The 18997-nt window shown below is 54.9% G+C and carries 12 protein-coding genes; 8 read left to right on the forward strand and 4 right to left on the reverse strand.

The window, feature by feature from the left end:
• Positions 1-2 precede the first annotated feature (2 nt).
• A complete protein-coding gene (locus ACLHV8_RS15950) occupies positions 3-335 on the reverse strand; it encodes a tRNA-binding protein (protein WP_108090861.1) in 333 nt (110 codons plus the stop codon).
• Between the two features lie 137 nt (positions 336-472).
• On the opposite strand from ACLHV8_RS15950, the gene ebgR reads away from it, so the two are divergent.
• From ebgR to ygjK, 6 genes are all read left to right on the forward strand, one after another.
• Positions 473-1456 (forward strand): transcriptional regulator EbgR, encoded by a 984-nt coding sequence (gene ebgR / locus ACLHV8_RS15955; protein ID WP_208594499.1) that lies wholly within the window; start codon positions 473-475, stop codon positions 1454-1456.
• A gap of 146 nt (positions 1457-1602) precedes the next feature.
• Positions 1603-4686, forward strand: coding sequence for a beta-galactosidase subunit alpha (gene ebgA, locus ACLHV8_RS15960; protein WP_208594498.1), 3084 nt, complete (start codon positions 1603-1605; stop codon positions 4684-4686).
• On the forward strand, positions 4683-5132 hold the full coding sequence (locus ACLHV8_RS15965; protein WP_028016150.1) for a beta-galactosidase subunit beta: 450 nt from the start codon (positions 4683-4685) through the stop codon (positions 5130-5132). Before ebgA ends, ACLHV8_RS15965 begins: the two co-directional genes overlap by 4 nt.
• A gap of 56 nt (positions 5133-5188) precedes the next feature.
• Complete coding sequence (locus tag ACLHV8_RS15970) at positions 5189-6625, forward strand: amino acid permease (protein ID WP_028016149.1); 1437 nt, start codon at positions 5189-5191, stop codon at positions 6623-6625.
• Positions 6626-6663: 38 nt separating this feature from the next.
• A complete protein-coding gene (ygjJ, locus tag ACLHV8_RS15975) occupies positions 6664-7722 on the forward strand; it encodes a protein YgjJ (RefSeq protein ID WP_028016148.1) in 1059 nt (352 codons plus the stop codon).
• A gap of 13 nt (positions 7723-7735) precedes the next feature.
• Entirely contained in the window at positions 7736-10081 is a 2346-nt protein-coding gene (ygjK, locus tag ACLHV8_RS15980; RefSeq protein ID WP_410376983.1) for an alpha-glucosidase, read from the forward strand.
• Here the strand turns inward: ygjK and ACLHV8_RS15985 are convergent.
• The 3 genes from ACLHV8_RS15985 to aegA form a co-directional block, all read right to left on the reverse strand.
• The gene (locus tag ACLHV8_RS15985) at positions 10078-11121 is read right to left on the reverse strand and encodes a DUF1176 domain-containing protein (protein ID WP_208594496.1); all 1044 of its coding nucleotides are present in this window, start codon (positions 11119-11121) and stop codon (positions 10078-10080) included. The two genes, ygjK and ACLHV8_RS15985, sit on opposite strands and share 4 nt — an antisense overlap.
• Before the next feature lie 101 nt (positions 11122-11222).
• Positions 11223-11816, reverse strand: a complete 594-nt coding sequence (nudK, locus tag ACLHV8_RS15990) for a GDP-mannose pyrophosphatase NudK (protein WP_028016145.1) — start codon at positions 11814-11816, stop codon at positions 11223-11225.
• Between the two features lie 65 nt (positions 11817-11881).
• Entirely contained in the window at positions 11882-13858 is a 1977-nt protein-coding gene (gene aegA / locus ACLHV8_RS15995) for a formate-dependent uric acid utilization protein AegA (RefSeq protein ID WP_208594495.1), read from the reverse strand.
• A 152-nt stretch (positions 13859-14010) separates the two neighbouring features.
• Here aegA and narQ point away from each other — a divergent pair, with 152 nt between their 5' ends.
• Complete coding sequence (gene narQ, locus ACLHV8_RS16000) at positions 14011-15705, forward strand: nitrate/nitrite two-component system sensor histidine kinase NarQ (protein ID WP_128348018.1); 1695 nt, start codon at positions 14011-14013, stop codon at positions 15703-15705.
• A gap of 142 nt (positions 15706-15847) precedes the next feature.
• Positions 15848-18961 (forward strand): multidrug efflux RND transporter permease AcrD, encoded by a 3114-nt coding sequence (gene acrD, locus ACLHV8_RS16005; protein ID WP_128348019.1) that lies wholly within the window; start codon positions 15848-15850, stop codon positions 18959-18961.
• The last annotated feature ends 36 nt before the right edge of the window (positions 18962-18997 follow it).

Consider the following 18997-nt stretch of genomic DNA (forward strand, 5'->3'; position numbering starts at 1 on the left):
TTTCACACCACTCTTACCCCTGCTGCCATCGCCCGCTCCGGTGTTAGCAGCACGCTTTCGCTGGCATCGTCAGTCTCCGCACAGAGCAACATGCATTCAGACGTCTCGCCGCGCATTTTGGCTTTTGCCAGATTACACAGCACCACCACCACTTTCCCCATCAACTCCTCTTCCCGGTAATAGGGCACCAGGCTGGTGACGGTTTGCAGCGTTCTGTCGCCCACATGAATCTGCGCAATATAGAGTTTGTCTGCGTTAGCGTGGCGTTTAACGTCCACGATCGTCCCCACGCGGATCTCCAGCTTTGCAAAGTCATCGTAAGTTATCGTGTCCATGCTCCCTCCTTAGTAAAATTTTACTAAATATTAGCACGATATTTGTGGGAGGCAACACGCAGGATATTTAGTAAAAACTGATGCATGTCCGAACGCATCCTTTACAATGGGTTATCACGTGGGGAATAAGGACAATTATGGCAACGCTCAAAGACATCGCGACGGAGGCTGGCGTCTCGCTGGCGACGGTATCCCGGGTTTTAAACGATGACCCAACGTTGAACGTAAAAGAAGAGACCAAACACCGCATTCTGGAGATTGCTGAAAAGCTGGAATATAAGAGCACAACGTCCCGTAAAATGCAGTCTGTCGCAGTGGGTCAACAACATATTCTGGCACTCTACAGCTATCAGCAAGAGCTGGAGATTAACGACCCTTACTACCTTGCGATTCGCCACGGCATTGAGACACAGTGTGAAAAACTGGGTGTCGAACTGAGTAACTGTTACGCCAATACAACCCTGCCTGACATTAAAAAACTCACCGGGGTACTGATTGTCGGCAAACCTTCCACAGCCATACGCCGCACTGCGATGGCGTTGACCGACAACGTCTGTTTTATTGATTTCCATGAGCCCGGTAGCGAATTTGACTCCGTCGATATCGACCTCTCCCGCATCAGCAAACAGATCATAGACTTCTTTATTAAGCAGGATGTTAAACGCATCGGTTTTATCGGCGGAGAAGATGAACCCGGTAAAGCCGATATCCGTGAAGCGGCATTTGTGGAATATGGGCGCCTGAAAGGCGTTGTGTCAGAGCAGGATATCTGGCGCGGCGGATTTTCCAGCTCCTCAGGATATGAACTGGCGAAAAAAATGCTGGCTGAGAAGAGCTGGCCTGGCGCGCTGTTTGTGGCGTCAGACTCCATCGCCATCGGAGTATTACGCGCTATCCACGAAAAGGGGCTGGCGATCCCTGAGGATATCTCGCTCATTAGCGTGAACGATATCCCAACCGCCCGCTTCACCTTTCCGCCGCTTTCCACCGTACGCATTCATTCCGAAATGATGGGCAGTCAGGGCGTTAACCTGCTGCTGGAAAAATCCCGTGATGGCCGGGCACTCCCCCTTCAGGTTTTCGTGCCAAGCGTCCTGAAACTGCGCGGCACGACACGCTGATTTCCCCTCTTCAAACACACAGCCGGGCATGCCCGGCTTTTTTTATTTCGTGATCGAGTTAAAGCAAATCAGTTTTACTGATTTTATTTAGTAAAATTTTTACTAAAATCCTCAGCAATGATGTTTTACCCCTACAGGGAGATCGCATGAATCGCTGGGAAAATATTCAACTCACGCATGAAAACCGGCTTCCGCCGCGTGCGTACTTCTTCTCTTATGACACTGTCGCCCAGGCTCTCACCTTTGCCCGCGAGGTCAGCAGCCATTTTCTGTCGCTAAGCGGCCAGTGGAACTTTCATTTTTTCCCGAACCCGCTGCTGGTACCGGAAAACTTCACCACACAGTACATGGCTGACTGGGGCCAGATTACCGTACCGGGCATGTGGCAGATGGAAGGTCACGGTCAACTGCAATACACCGATGAGGGTTTCCCCTTCCCGGTAGACGTGCCGTGGGTGCCCACCGATAACCCCACCGGGGCATATCAGCGCTGGTTCACTCTGTCAGACAACTGGCAGGGTAAACAGACAATCATCAAGTTTGACGGCGTCGAAACCTACTTCGAAGTCTACGTGAATGGCCGCTACATCGGTTTTAGTAAGGGAAGTCGACTGACTGCCGAATTTGATATCAGCGACGCGGTACATAGCGGACAAAACCTGCTGTGCGTGCGTGTGATGCAGTGGGCAGACTCCACCTACATTGAAGATCAGGACATGTGGTGGACCGCAGGGATTTTCCGCGACGTTTATCTGGTCGGTAAAACGCCGACACACGTCCGCGACGTCACGATCAAAACCACGTTTGACGAGTCATACAAGGATGCGACCCTTTTCTGTCAGCTGGAACTGGAAAACCTGGCCCCTCACGCCTCTACCGTGTCGCTGGAGTACGCCCTGTTTGATGGCGAGGTCAGACTTCATCAGGGCACGACCGACAGCCTGACCGTGTCCCGCAGCACTGAAACCGCCTTTAGCATTGAGGTCAAACAGCCTCAGCAGTGGTCTGCGGAATCGCCCTACCTCTATCATCTGGTCGTAACGCTTAAAGATAAGCACGGGCAAACGCTGGAGGTGATCCCGCAGCGGGTTGGTTTCCGCGACATTAAAGTGCGCGACGGCCTGTTCTACGTTAACAACCACTACCTGAAACTCCACGGTGTAAACCGTCACGATAACGATCACCTGAAAGGCCGTGCGGTGGGCATGGATCGCGTTGAGCGCGATCTGATCCTGATGAAGCAGCACAACATCAACTCGGTTCGCACCGCCCACTACCCCAACGATCCACGCTTCTATGAGTTGTGCGATATCTACGGCCTGTTTGTGATGGCGGAAACGGATGTGGAATCCCACGGTTTTGCCAACGTTGGCGACCTGAGTCGAATTACCGACGATCCGGTATGGGAGCACGTATACGTTGAGCGCATTGAGCGCCACATTCACGCCCAGAAAAACCACCCGTCCATCATCATCTGGTCGCTCGGGAACGAGTCAGGCTACGGCTGCAACATCCGCGCCATGGCCCGTGCCGCAAAAGCGCTGGATGACACGCGACTGCTGCACTATGAAGAAGATCGCGATGCCGAGGTAGTGGATATCATCTCCACCATGTATACCCGCGTACCGCTGATGAATTTGTTCGGTGAGTACCCGCACGCCAAACCACGGATTATCTGTGAATACGCTCATGCGATGGGCAACGGTCCCGGCGGGTTAACTGAGTACCAGAACGTGTTCGATCGTCACGACTGCATTCAGGGCCACTACGTCTGGGAATGGTGCGACCACGGTATTCAGGCGGTTGATGCCAGAGGCAATACGTATTACGCCTATGGTGGTGATTTTGGCGACTACCCGAATAACTACAACTTCTGCCTCGACGGGCTGATTTACTCCGATCAAACCCCAGGCCCGGGGTTGCGTGAGTACAAGCAGGTAATTGCTCCGGTGAAACTACGCTGGCAGGACGACAAACTCTGCGTAGAAAACCGCTTCTGGTTCACAAACCTGGATGATTACACCCTGCACGTCGAGGTACGGGCGGAAGGTGAAACCCTGCACAGCCAGCTACTGACGATGACAGGAGTAGCCCCCAACAGCGAAAGCAGCATAAGCCTGAATTTACCTGAACTGGATGAGCGGGAAGCGTTCCTGACCGTGCGCATCAGCAAAAATAGCCGTACGCGCTACAGCGAAGCCGGGCACGGTATCGCTGTGTACCAGTTCCCGTTAAAAGCACGCACAAACCACGCCACACCGCTTATCAATACCAACGCGACGCCACTTCATCTGGAAGAGGATCGCCTGAGCTGCACCGTGACCGGACACAACTTCCGCGCGAGCTTCTCTAAAGTGACGGGAAAACTCAGCGCCTGGCAGGTAAACGGCGAAGAGAACATCACTCGTGAGCCGAAGATTAACTTCTTCAAGCCGATGATTGATAACCACAAGCAAGAGTATGAAGGGCTGTGGCAACCCAACCACCTGCAGATCATGCAGGAGCACCTGCGCGGTTTCGAGGTTGAGCAACGTGACGACGCGATCATTATCACAACCCGTACGCTGATTGCCCCGCCGGTGTTTGATTTTGGCATGCGCTGCACCTACCGCTGGCGCATCGCCGCCGATGGGCAAATCAACGTTGAACTGAGCGGTGAGCGCTACGGCGAGTATCCACACATCATTCCGTGCATCGGCTTTACGCTCGGCATCAACGGCGAATTTGACCAGGTGAGCTATTACGGACGCGGACCGGGGGAAAACTATCCGGACAGCCAACAGGCCAGCACCATCGATCTGTGGCACACCACGGTAGATGAGATGTTTGAAAACTATCCGTTCCCGCAGAACAACGGCAACCGCCAGCAGGTACGCTGGGCCACGCTTGCCAACCGTCACGGCAGCGGCCTGCTGGTGGTGCCTGAGCAACCCATCCATTTCAGCGCATGGCACTACACGGCAGAAAACATCCACGCAGCACAACACTGCAACGAACTGCGTCGCTGCGATGACATCACCCTCAACCTTGACCATCAGGTACTGGGTTTAGGCTCTAACTCCTGGGGAAGCGAAGTGCTGGACGCCTGGCGCGTCTGGTTCAGACCGTTCCGCTACGGCTTCACGCTGCTCCCGCTTGAAGGTGGGCAAACTGCCGCGCAGGCGCTGGCGAACCATCAGTTTGGCACCGGTTTCTTCTCCATGAATTCGCACAGCGAGGCAAACCAATGATCGTTATCGACAGTCTGGAACAGTTCCAGAAACTTTACCGTGCGGGGCGTAAATGGCAGCGCTGTTCAGAAGCGATTAACAATATCGACAACATCCAACCCGGTGTAGCCCACTCGATCGGTGATTCGCTGGCCTACCGCGTCTCCTGCGATGCCAGTACCGACGCGCTATTTGTCGGTCATCGGCGCTATTTCGAAGTGCATTACTACCTACAGGGCACGCAGAAAATTGAATACGCCGCGAAAGCATCCCTGCAGGTTGTGGAGTGCTATCGCGATGAAACCGACCGCGAATACCTGAAAGGTGTGGGTCACACCGCTCAGGTCCACGAGGGGCAAGTTGTGATTTGTGAGAATCACGAGGCGTATCGCTTCATCAGCGACATGCCGACAAAAAAAGTCGTCCTCTATGTCACCATCGAAGACGGTTATTTCCATAACAAATAAAAATGTGAGCGGTGCCAATGAAGCACCGCTATCCTCCCTGTACCCGGAGAAACGTTATGTCTGAAACCATCAAACGCAATACCATCGGCAAATTCGGCCTGCTGTCGCTGACATTTGCCGCCGTGTTTAGTTTTAACAACGTTATCAATAACAATATTGAGCTGGGGCTCGCCTCCGCGCCCATGTTCTTTTTAGCCACCCTGTTCTATTTCATTCCGTTCTGCTTAATTATCGCTGAATTTGTCTCACTGAATAAAAACTCCGAAGCCGGGGTTTACGCCTGGGTGAAAAGTTCGCTGGGCGGACGCTGGGCCTTTATTACCGCCTACACCTACTGGTTCGTGAATCTGTTCTTCTTCACCTCGTTATTACCGCGCGTCATCGCCTACGCTTCATATGCTTTTTTAGGCTATGAGTACATTCTTACGCCGTTTGCTACCACGGTACTGAGTATGGTGCTGTTCGCGTTCTCAACCTGGGTCTCCACCAACGGGGCGAAAATGCTGGGGCCGATCACCTCAGTGACCTCCACACTGATGCTGCTGCTCACTCTCTCCTATATCCTTCTGGCCGGCGCCGCGCTGGTGGGTGGCGTGCAGCCAGCCGACCCGATCACCGTTGACGCAATGATCCCGAACTTCAACTGGGCCTTCCTCGGCATCACCACCTGGATATTTATGGCTGCCGGTGGCGCGGAATCCGTTGCGGTCTATGTCAACGACGTTAAAGGTGGCTCTAAATCCTTCGTGAAGGTGATTATTCTGGCGGGGATTTTCATCGGCGTGCTGTACTCCATCTCCTCGGTGTTGATTAACGTCTTTATCAGCAGTAAAGAACTGAAATTTACCGGCGGTTCGGTTCAGGTGTTCCACGGTCTGGCGGTGTGGTTTGGGCTGCCGGAAGTCCTGATGAACCGCTTTGTCGGCCTGGTTTCCTTTACTGCGATGTTCGGTTCTCTGCTGATGTGGACCGCAACGCCGGTAAAAATCTTCTTCTCTGAGATCCCAACCGGAATTTTTGGCCCAAAAACCGTGGCGCTGAACGAAAATGGCGTACCGGCCCGTGCGGCGTGGATCCAGTATCTCATTGTGATCCCGTTGATGATTATTCCCACAATGGGTTCAAATACCGCTCAGGAGCTGATGAACACCGTCATCAATATGACCGCCGCCGCCTCCATGCTGCCGCCGCTGTTCATTATGCTGGCCTACCTGAACCTGCGTCGTAAGCTCGACCACCTGCCGCGCGATTTCAAAATGGGCTCACGCACCATGGGTATGGTGGTGGTGTCGATGCTGATTGTGATTTTTGCTATCGGCTTTGTGGCCTCAACCTTCCCCACCGGTGGCAATATTCTGACGATTATTTTCTATAACGTCGGAGGGATCGTTTTATTCCTCGGATTTGCCTGGTGGAAATACAGCAAATACGTCAAAGGATTATCAAAAGAACAACAACAAATTGAAGCCTCACCAGCCTCAAATATTCATTAACACCGAAGGCACGGATATTCTTTCTTTGGGATGAGTGCATGAAAATTAAAGAGAAAACAATTGGGGCACTCGCTGCCCTCTCTTTCTGCTGCCCCGCATTTGCCGCAGAAGAAGCCCGACCCGCTGAACACGACGATACCAAAACACCGGAACTCACCACCTCTTCATTTCGCTTTTATGGTGAACTGGGTATCGGCGGATATATGGATCTGGAGGGTAAGAATAAACATAAATACAGTGACGGCACCTATATTGAGGGCGGTCTGGAGATGAAGCACGGGAACTGGTTCGGCCTGATTTATGGCGAAGGCTGGACCGTTCAGGCCGATAGTCAGGGTAACGCCTGGGTACCAGACCACAGTTGGGGCGGTTTCGAAGGGGGGCTTAACCGTGTTTACGGCGGCTACAAAACCGCTAACAGCACCGAAATTATGTTGAGCCTGCGCCAGGACTCTTCTCTGGATGACCTGCAGTGGTGGGGAGATTTCACCCCGGATCTGGGCTACGTGATCCCCAACACCCGCGACATAATGTATGCCCTCAAGGTGCAGAATCTCTCCGGCGATCTGCGCTATAGCATCACCGCAACGCCTGCCGGGCATCATGATGAGAGCAAGGCCTGGCTGCATTTCGGCAAATACGATCGCTACGACGACAAGTATACCTATCCGGCGATGGTGAACGGCTATCTCCAGTATGACATCGCGAAAGATGTCACCTGGATGAACGGTCTGGAAATCACCGACGGTACCGGACAACTCTTTTTAACCGGGATGTTGTCGCCGAACCTGGCCGCACGCGCCTGGCACCACACGGGACGCGCCAGGGGTAAAGATGTACCAGGGACAGAAACGGGCTATATGGTCAGCGCCATGGTGGAAGCGCTAAAAGGCGTCTACCTTTCTACCGCCTACAGCTATGCCAAACACCGTCCGGACAATGGCGGGGACGAAACGACGTCCTTTATGCAGTTCGGTATCTGGTACGAGTACGGCGGAGGGCGCTTTGCCACCGCAGCGGACAGCCGCTTCTATATGAAAAATGCCTCAGGCGACCCAAGCGATCGGGTCTTCCTGATGCAATACTTCTACTGGTAAAAGGATCTTCCCCATGAAATTCTGTCTTACGCCGCTGGCCTGCGCGCTGGTATTGAGTTTTTCAGCCCACGCCACCACGGCAAATGACTTTAAAAACGTGATTAACCGCACCGGTGCGCCGCAGTATATGCACGATTTCGACGCTGACGACCACCAGCGTTTTAGCCCCTTTTTCGATTTGGGTGCCTGGCATGGGCATCTGCTGCCTGACGGACCGCAAACCCAGGGAGGATTTCCAGGCGTAGCGCTGCTCACCGAAGAGTACATCAATTTTATGGCAGCGAATTTTGATCGCCTGAGCGTGTACCAGAACGGTAAAAAAGTGGATTTCACCCTTGAGGCTTTCAGTCTTCCCGGCGCGTTGGTGCAAAAGCTGAGCGCGAAAGATGTGCAAATCGAAATGACGCTACGTTTCGCAACCGCGCGCACCTCATTGCTAGAAACGCAGATTACGAGCAAGACGCCACTGGACCTGGTATGGGATGGCGAGCTGCTGGAAAAACTTGAGGCCAAAGAGGGCAAACCGCTTTCGGATAAGACCATAGACGGCGCGTATCCCGATTATCAGCGCAAAATGGTTCCCACCCGTGACGGCCTGAAGGTGACCTTTGGTAAAGTGCGATCCACTTGGGATCTCCTCACCTCCGGCAGTTCCGAATATCAGGTGCATAAATCAATCCCGATCGATACCACCGTCGACGGTCATCGCTTTATCAGTCGGGCACACATTTCCGGCAGCACCACGCTGTACACCACCTACTCCCATCTGTTGAGTGCTGACGACGTTGCGCGCGAGCAGCCGAAAATTCGCGATATTCTGGCGCGGCCCGCCTGGTTCATGAGCGCCTCGCAAACACGCTGGGAGGGATATTTACAAAAGGGACTCACCAACCCGAATGCGACACCAGAACAAACTCGTGTCGCGGTGAAGGCCATCGAGACGCTAAACGGTAACTGGCGTTCACCGGGTGGTGCGGTACGTTTTAACACGGTGACGCCCTCCGTGACCGGACGCTGGTTCTCCGGCAACCAGACCTGGCCATGGGACACCTGGAAACAGGCGTTTGCCATGTCGCATTTCAACCCGGATATCGCCAAAGAGAACATTCGCGCGGTGTTCTCCTGGCAGATTAAACCCGACGATCCGGTGCGCCCTCAGGATGCAGGATTCGTGCCTGATCTTATCGCCTGGAACCTAAGCCCGGAACGCGGCGGTGACGGAGGCAACTGGAACGAACGAAACACCAAACCGAGCCTGGCGGCATGGTCGGTGATGGAGGTATACAACACCACACATGACAAGGTCTGGCTGGCAGAGATGTACCCTAAACTGGTGGCCTACCATGACTGGTGGCTCCGTAACCGTGACCATAATGGTAACGGTGTGCCGGAGTACGGTGCGACGCGTGACAAAGCCCATAACACCGCCAGCGGTGACATGCTGTTTACGGTGAAAAAAGGCGATAAAGAGGAACCGCTTTCCGGACTGAATAACTACGCCCGGGTAATCGAAAAAGGACATTACGACAGTCTGGAGATCCCGGCGCAGGTTGCCGCCTCGTGGGAGTCCGGACGTGATGACGCCGCCGTGTTCGGATTTATAGATAAAACGCAGCTGGATAACTATGTCGCAAAAGGCGGAAAACGCAGCGACTGGATAGTAAAGTTTGCCGAAAACCGAAGTAAAGAAGGCGATCTGCTGGGTTACTCGTTACTCCAGGAGTCCGTCGACCAGGCGAGTTATATGTACAGCGATAATCACTATCTGGCACAAATGGCGAGCCTGCTGGGTAAAGAGCAGGATGCCAGCCACTATCGCCAATTGGCGGATAAACTCGCGACCTACATCAATACCTGTATGTTCGATGCGAACAGCGGTTTTTACTATGACATTCGCATTGAGGATAAACCGCTTGAGAATGGCTGTGCGGGCAAACCTATCACCGAGCGCGGTAAAGGGCCGGAAGGCTGGTCTCCTCTGTTTAACGGTGCAGCAACCCAGGAACATGCTGATGCCGTGGTGAAGGTGATGCTGGATCCGAAAGAGTTCAACACCTATGTGCCGCTGGGTACCGCTGCACTGACCAACCCGGCATTCGGTGCGGATATCTACTGGCGTGGTCGCGTCTGGGTCGACCAGTTCTGGTTTGGACTCAAAGGGATGGAACGCTACGGCTATCGGGAACAGGCACGAACGCTGGCAGATAACTTCTTTAAGCACGCGAAGGGGTTAACGTCTGATGGTCCAATTCAGGAAAACTACAACCCGCTGACCGGGGCACAGCAAGGCGCACCCAACTTCTCGTGGAGCGCGGCACATCTGTACATGCTGTATAACGACTTTTTTCGGAGAAACTAACGGGTGATCCACAGCGTGGGCCAGGCGTCGGGTCCATTCCAGTTATCGCAGCTGGGCTCCCCGGCATAACGTACCAGGCGAAAACGCTGGCCGTCAAAACGCCAGCGCGTCTGGACGCCACAATCGCCCAAACCACGTCCCAGCGCGAGCGTCGTCAGCTCGCGCGTTTTTTCATCAAAGCTGGCGTTCATCAACTCTATTTCACTGCTGTCGTCTGAAGGTGTAAACGGCAGACGCAGCCTGACGCTGCGGGCGGCGAACGGCTTTTTACGTGATACCAGCCACGCCAGATCGACGGTGTTATAAGCTCCCGCCTCGCAGCTGACGATCAGCAGCGCTTTGTCATCGGTTAACGCGGTGACGCGCACTTCCCGGCGGTTAGGATCCAGCGAGCACTGGTTGCTGTTCATCCGTCCGGTACCATAGTCCAGCAGGTCGTTCAGTTCGGCGTGGGAGAGCGGCGTCGGCGTCGGGTTGACGACCGACACCTTTTTTAAAGCTGGAGCGGGTGGAACGCTTAACGGCGGGTCGTCACCTTTCTTGATCCACGCGGTTTCGCTCCCGACGCGCTTTTGCTGCGCATCAATGAACAGCAACGCCGCTTTCAGACCGCTCAGGGAAATCACCTGCTTGCCGTCGCGCAGGGTCAGGGATTTCCCTTCCTGGATGTTTTTCAAAAAGGCGGTAATGGTGGCGGCATCGTCCGTTTTCAGATGCCAGGGCGTGAGCTGCCAGTGCGGCTTGTCCAGCTTCAGGGGAACGTTATCCAGCAGCAACCGGGGAGCAATATCCGGCTCATTAACCGACGGGGCGTCAAGGCCGCCGAGATCGATACGCAGCGTTGCATCCGTTTTCGCCCCGGCGCTTCGGGTGAGCGTCATGACCAAACCACGATGCTCCCCCGTGTTACGTGCCAGGCAAAAATTCTGGTTATTGCAGGTCACCTGCCAGTCAGAAAATGCCTGCTGAGCAGGCGCAGCCCGCACCAGCGGAGCGAAGAGCACGCAGAAGAGGGAGAATAAAAAAACACTGTAGCGCATGAATGACACAATCCCGGAACGAAAACGCTTAACTGGGCAGTATCTTCGGGTTACCACCGAGGTTGCTCAATCGGATTTATCAGATATACCCGAAAAATCATCTACATCCGTTCGAAAGCAGTGTCCATCAGCCCGGTTGTTTGTAAATACTGCAGTAATATCACAGCCTTGCCATCCCTGATTTCGCCTGAACGCATCATCTCCAGCGCACGAGAAAAGGGGAGCTCCAGCACTTCGATATCTTCATCTTCGACACCACCGCCCCGGTGAGTCCGCTGCGCATCGCTGTATTCCGCAATGAAGAAATGCACAATTTCCGTTACGCCGCCTGGGGACATAAACAGCTCGAAGACCTTTTTGACCTCTCCCACTTCAAAGCCGGTCTCTTCTACGGCCTCTTTGCGGATACACACTTCCGGCTCGTCATCATCAAGCAGGCCGGCACAGGTTTCAATCAAACGACCATCAGGGTTGCCATTAACCCATGTTGCAACCCGGAACTGACGGATCAGCACCACGCTCTGCTTTTCACGGTTATAGAGCAAAATGGTTGCCCCATTACCGCGGTCATAGACCTCGCGTTTGTGGCGGATCACTTCACCGTTGTTACGTGTAAGATCATAGGTGATGTTACGCAGGACAAAGTAGTTTTCAGAGAGAATTTTGTCTTTGATAACGTCAATTTTCAGGGTCATACGGGCTCCACGGCGCAATGAGTCGTCCTATACTACGCCGTGGCTCCCGCTTTGTCGCCCGCCGGTTAATGATGTTTGAACGCGCCAACCCCAAGCCAGTCGAGTATTCCTTGTGCCGCATGACGCCCTTCCGCCATCGCGGTCACCACCAGATCCGCCCCACGCACCGCATCGCCACCCGCGAAGATTTTCGGGTTGGTCGTCTGGTAACGATAATGACTCTCTACCGAGGCCACAATTCGCCCCCAGTCATCCATTTCGACACCCTGCGCCTGCAGCCACGGCATCGCGTGTGGATTAAAACCAAACGCCATGATCGCTGCATCAGCAGGCATCACAAACTCGCTGCCCGCCACCGGAACAGGTCGACGCCGTCCCTGCGCATCCGGTTCGCCGAGTTTGGTACGCAGCATCCGGATGCCATTGACCTTGCCGTCTGGATCACGCGTCAACTCAACCGGCTGGACGTTAAATTCAAACGCCGCGCCCTCTTCTTTGGCATTCTTCACCTCCTTCTTCGAGCCCGGCATATTGGCCTCATCCCGACGATAGGCGCAGGTGACTTTCGCCGCGCCGTGGCGTAGCGCGGTGCGAACGCAGTCCATCGCCGTGTCTCCGCCACCCAGCACCACGACGTTTAACCCGTGAGTGTCAATAAACGGTTCACTGGCCGTCGCCTCCAGCCCCATCACGTGGCGCGTGTTGCCCACCAGGAAAGGCAACGCGTCATAGACGCCTGGCGCGTCTTCATGCGGGATCCCCGCTTTCATGGAGCGATAGGTTCCCACGCCAATAAACAGCGCATCAAAGTCGTCCTGCAACTGAGACATCGACACGTCCTGACCCACCTCGCAGTTCAGCTCGAAGCGGATGCCCATCGCGGTGAATATCTCTCTGCGCCGCGCGAGCAGTGATTTGTCGAGCTTGAATGCCGGGATACCAAAGGTCAGCAAACCACCGATTTCCGGATGCCTGTCATAAACCGTCACGCTGACACCATTACGCACCAGCACATCGGCGCAGGCCAGCCCGGCAGGCCCTGCCCCGATAATCGCAACCCGCTTGTCCACCGGAGTAACGCCGCTCATATCCGGTCTCCAGCCCATCGCCAGCGCCTGGTCAGAAATATAGCGCTCAATATTGCCAATGGTGACTGAACCCGCGCTATCGTGCAGCGTGCAGGCCCCTTCACATAATCGGTCCTGCGGGCAGACGCGGCCGGTAATTTCGGGTAAACAGTTGGTCTGATGAGAAAGCTCAACGGCACCCGCAATATCCCCCGCATTGACGCGCTCAATCCACTGCGGGATATGGTTGTGCAGCGGACAGGTCCACTCGCAGATGCTGTGCTCTCCGCACTTCAGGCATCGAGATGCCTCACGACTGGCCTGTGCAGCCCGGAACGGCAGGTAAATTTCGTTAAAATGATTAACGCGTTCTGCGGCAGTAAGCTTGTCAGGTTCACCGCGTGGCGGGGTCGTTTGCATCCGCTGCAGTTTGGTTTGCGAAATAACCTCTCTGGCAGCCTCCGCATGCCAGGGCTGCGCCTCCAGACTGGCCGTGCGCTGTCGGCGCGATTTAGCCAGATTATCCAGCACGGCGGACGTCGCCAGTGAAAGGACACCTGCCGGGCAATTTTCAATACAGGCGGGGCCTTGCGAGCGCGTCAGGCAGAGATCGCACTTATTCGCCGATGCCTTCACACCGCCGTTTTCAAGCGGGGTAACGATAATTTCCATCGTGCCAAACGGGCACGCTACCACGCAGGCTTTACAACCAATGCATTTTTGTTGATTCACCTGTACGCTGTCATCGCATTTGCTGATGGCGCCGTTCGGGCAACTTTGCGCGCAGGGCGCAGCTTCACAGTGACGGCAGGTAACGGGGCTTCTCGTCTCGCCAGATTTCAGGACCGTGATACGAGGATGAAAATGGCGCTCGCTCAGGACATGCTGCTCGCCGTTGTGCGCCATCACGCAGGCCACTTCGCAGGCCCGACACCCAATGCATTGCTGGCCGTTAGCCATAATAAAACGATTCATAACCACACCTGTTTTTGGTTCAATAACCTTATTCTTTGTATGAATAAGGTATTTACGCATTACGGCGCGATCGGGCAATGTTCAAATGCCCAGGACGCCAAACTATTTCCAGTGAACCTGTGGCAGATCAATTTTATTCAGAGGGCCGTTCTGTGACCGTTAAACGACCTGTTTCCGGCAGCCTTGCCTGGGCTTTCGTTTCGATTATTGCGTTATCTATTCTGACAAGCAGCGCTGCGCTGCTGACGCTGGCCAGTAGCCAGCGAGATGCCGAAGCCATCAACATCGCAGGTTCACTGCGCATGCAGAGCTACCGCCTGGGCTATGAGATGCAGGGAAACAGCCCGTCTCTGGCGGCGCACCGCGAGAACTGGCAGAAGACATTAAGCGCCCCGGCATTAGAAAAGTTGAACCGCTGGTACGTACCGGACAACGTCAAACAGCGCTATCAGCAGCTGCACGTCGCCTGGCTGGAGATGGATACGCGCATCGCGCGCGGCGACATCGCGTGGTATCAAAGCCACATTGAAGATTTTGTCGGCCGTATTGATGCCTTTGTGCTCGCCCTCCAGCACTACACCGAACATAAAATCCAGACGGTGACCTTGCTCTCTCTGGCTGGCGCGCTTGGGATCCTGCTACTGACGCTGTTTACCCTGCGACGCATCCGTCGTCAGGTAGTGCTGCCGCTTAACAATCTTGTCGCGGCAAGCGAGCGGATTGAGCGAGGGGAATTTGAGACCCCTGCCCCGGATACCGCACTGCCGAATGAACTGGGCCAACTCTCCCGCGCCTTCAACCATATGTCGGCCGAGTTACATACTCTCTATCGTTCGCTTGAAGCCTCGGTGGCGGAAAAGACGCGACATTTGCATGAAGCCCATCAGCAGCTCGAAATGCTGTTCAAATGCTCTCAGGCGCTGAACACCGGCCAAATTGACAGCCTGTGTTTCCGGCATATCCTGCAGATCGTCCATGACTATACGCAGATGAATTATCTGGAATTACGCACCAGCGATGACTGGCGGCTGTGTGAAGGAACAGAAACGAGCGGTATTCCACTGCAAAACCTGCCGGTGCTGATGCAGGATACGCTGTATGGTGAACTGCGCTGGCAAAGTGAGACGGACAGCGTTCCTCTCCCGCTGATGAGAAGTGTGGCGACGATGCTCGGACGCGGGCTGTACTTTAACGAGGCGCAAAAACATTACCAGCAGCTGCTGCTGATGGAAGAGCGCGCCACCATCGCCCGTGAACTCCATGATTCGCTGGCGCAGGTGCTGTCGTATCTGCGGATCCAGCTTACGCTGCTTAAACATGCGGTGCCGCAGGACAATGCCCCGGCACAAACCATCATCACCGACTTCTCCCGCGAGCTGAACAACGCCTGGCATCAACTGCGCGAGCTGCTCACCACCTTCCGCCTGACGCTTAACCACGCGAATTTACCCGCAGCACTCCAGGAGTCTCTCGACGTTCTGCAGAGCCAGACGCAGGCAAAACTGCATCTTGACTGTCGCCTCTCCTCGCTGGCGCTGGACGCGCAAAAGCAGGTGCATCTGTTGCAGATCGTGCGTGAGGCGGTGTTGAATGCGATTAAACATGCGCAAGCCAGCGAAATTACCGTGAGCTGCGTGACCTCCGTGGATGGCACGCACAGCGTCAGCATTCGTGACAACGGCATCGGGATTGGCGAAGCCAGCGAACCTGCGGGACACTACGGGTTGAATATTATGCGTGAACGCGCGCAACGGCTCGGAGGAATGCTGCACTTTTCGCAGCCGCAAAACGGCGGCACGCTGGTCAGCGTGACGTTCCCGGTCCCCACGCCGTTAACAGGTAAATAACGGTAAAGGGGGAAGCGCAGGAAAAAGCGCATGATAATTTACATTATCTCCTTTATTTCTCCACGTTTGGTCTTCGTCTTGCCGCTAAAGTGATGCAGGCAATAAACAATAATGACGTGCAGCAAAACGAGGTTACTTTTTCATGGCGAATTTTTTCATCGATCGCCCCATTTTTGCCTGGGTACTGGCCATTCTGTTATGTCTGACGGGTGTCCTGGCGATTACGTCACTTCCTGTTGAGCAATATCCCGATCTGGCGCCACCTAACGTACGCGTCACCGCCAACTATCCAGGCGCCTCCGCACAAACGCTGGAAAATACCGTGACGCAGGTTATCGAGCAGAACATGACGGGTCTGGATAACCTGATGTACATGTCCTCACAAAGCAGCGCAACAGGTCAGGCGACGGTCACGCTGAGCTTCACTGCCGGCACCAATCCTGATGAAGCCGTGCAGCAGGTGCAAAACCAGCTGCAGTCGGCCATGCGTAAGCTGCCTCAGGCGGTGCAGAACCAGGGTGTAACCGTGCGTAAAACCGGTGATACCAACATTTTGACCATCGCGTTTGTCTCCACTGATGGTTCCATGGACAAGCAGGATATTGCAGACTACGTCGCCAGTAATATTCAGGACCCCATCAGCCGAATTAACGGCGTTGGCGATATCGACGCTTACGGTTCACAATACTCAATGCGCATCTGGCTCGATCCCAACAAGCTCAACAGCTACCAGATGACCGCAACCGACGTAACGAATGCCATCAAAGCCCAGAACGCGCAGATTGCCGTGGGGCAGCTAGGGGGGACGCCATCCGTCGATAAACAAGCCCTGAATGCCACCATTAATTCGCAGTCACTGCTTCAGACCCCGGAGCAGTTCCGCGACATTACCCTGCGCGTGAATCAGGATGGTTCGGAGGTACGTCTGGGTGATGTCGCCACGGTGGAAATGGGTGCGGAGAAGTACGACTACCTGAGCCGCTTTAACGGCAATCAGGCCTCTGGCCTTGGGATTAAACTGGCCTCCGGCGCCAATGAAATGGCCACAGCGAAACTGGTTTTAGATCGGCTGGATGAGCTTTCACAGTATTTCCCGCACGGGCTGGAATATAAAGTTGCCTATGAAACCACCTCCTTCGTCAAAGCCTCGATTGAAGATGTAGTGAAGACCCTGCTGGAAGCGATCGCGCTGGTGTTCCTGGTCATGTACCTGTTCCTGCAAAACTTCCGTGCAACGCTGATCCCAACCATCGCCGTCCCTGTTGTCCTGCTGGGAACCTTTGCGGTGCTTTACGCGTTTGGCTACAGCATTAACACCCTGACGATGTTTGCAATGGTGCTGGCGATTGGCCTTCTGGTGGATGATGCCATCGTGGTGGTCGAAAACGTCGAGCGAATTATGAGCGAGGAAGGCCTTTCCCCGCGTCAGGCCACGCGCAAATCCATGGGACAAATTCAGGGGGCGTTAGTCGGTATTGCGATGGTGCTGTCGGCGGTCTTTATCCCGATGGCCTTCTTTGGCGGCACCACCGGGGCGATCTACCGCCAGTTCTCGATAACCATCGTCTCGGCAATGGTGCTCTCCGTGCTGGTCGCATTGATCCTCACCCCCGCGCTCTGCGCCACAATCCTGAAGCCGCTGCACAAAGGGGAGCATCACGGCCAAAAAGGGTTCTTCGGCTGGTTTAACCGGATGTTCAACCGCAATGCCGCGCGATATGAATCTGCCGTCGGGCGAGTGCTTCACCGCAGCCTGCGCTGGATGATGATTTATGTGGTGTTGCTGGGCGGCATGGTCTGGCTGTTCCTCCATCTGCCGACCTCATTCCTGCCGATGGAAGACCGGGGTATGTTCACCACCTCGGTGCAACTCCCGAGTGGCGCAACGCAGCAGCAGACGCTAAAAGTGGTTCAGAAAGTGGAGCAGTATTTCTTCACGAAAGAGAAGGATAACGTTGTATCGGTCTTCTCCACCGTCGGTTCCGGCCCTGGCGGAAACGGGCAGAACGTCGCCCGTATGTTTGTTCGCCTGAAAGACTGGGACGAGCGTGACACGAAAACGGGAACCTCCTTTGCCATTATTGAGCGCGCGACGAAAGCCTTTGCACATATCAAAGAAGCGCGCGTCTTTGCCAGCAGTCCACCGGCGATTAGCGGTCTGGGCAGCTCCGCCGGGTTTGATATGGAGTTGCAGGATCACGCCGGAGCGGGTCACACTGCGCTGATGGCGGCACGCGATAAGCTCTTAGAGCTGGCGGGGAAGGATGCCGGTCTGACACGCGTTCGTCACAACGGTCTTGATGACAGCCCGCAGCTCCAGGTGGATATCGACCAGCGTAAGGCGCAGGCGCTGGGCGTCTCAATCAACGACATCAACGACACCCTGCAAACGGCGTGGGGCTCAAGCTATGTGAATGACTTTATGGATCGCGGCCGCGTGAAAAAAGTGTATGTCCAGTCCGCCGCGCCGTTCCGCATGTTGCCGGATGACATTAATCGCTGGTTTGTGCGAAATAATACTGGCGGCATGGTGCCGTTCTCCGCCTTTGCCACCTCGCACTGGGAGAGTGGTTCACCACGTCTGGAACGCTATAACGGCTATTCTGCGGTTGAAATCGTCGGGGAAGCCGCGCCGGGCGTCAGCACAGGTACCGCCATGGATACCATGGAAAAACTGGTGCAACAGCTACCTGCTGGTTTTGGTCTGGAATGGACGGCCATGTCATACCAGGAGCGACTCTCCGGAGCGCAGGCTCCCGCGCTTTATGCGCTTTCTCTGCTGGTGGTTTTCCTCTGTCTTGCCGCACTGTATGAAAGCTGGTCGGTCCCGTTCTCGGTCATGCTGGTGGTTCCCCTTGGGGTCATCGGCGCGCTGCTGGCAACCTGGATGCGCGGCCTGGAGAACGATGTTTACTTCCAGGTGGGGCTACTCACCGTTATCGGTTTGTCGGCGAAAAACGCCATTCTGATCGTTGAGTTCGCTAACGAGATGAATGCTAAAGGCCACGAACTGATGGCTGCCACGCTGCACGCCTGTCGCCAACGCTTACGCCCGATCCTGATGACGTCACTGGCATTTGTTTTCGGCGTACTGCCGATGGCAACCAGCACCGGCGCAGGCTCCAGCAGCCAGCATGCGGTAGGGACCGGGGTTATGGGCGGCATGATTTCAGCCACTATCCTGGCCATTTATTTCGTTCCGCTGTTCTTTGTGCTGGTGCGTCGCCGCTTCCCGCTAAAGGAACGCCAGGAGTAAGTGATTGAAATAAAAAAAGGCGGCTTTATCGGCCGC

This window comes from Enterobacter sp. CPE_E863 (assembly GCF_046521465.1).
Classification (GTDB): Bacteria; Pseudomonadota; Gammaproteobacteria; order Enterobacterales; family Enterobacteriaceae; genus Enterobacter; species Enterobacter adelaidei.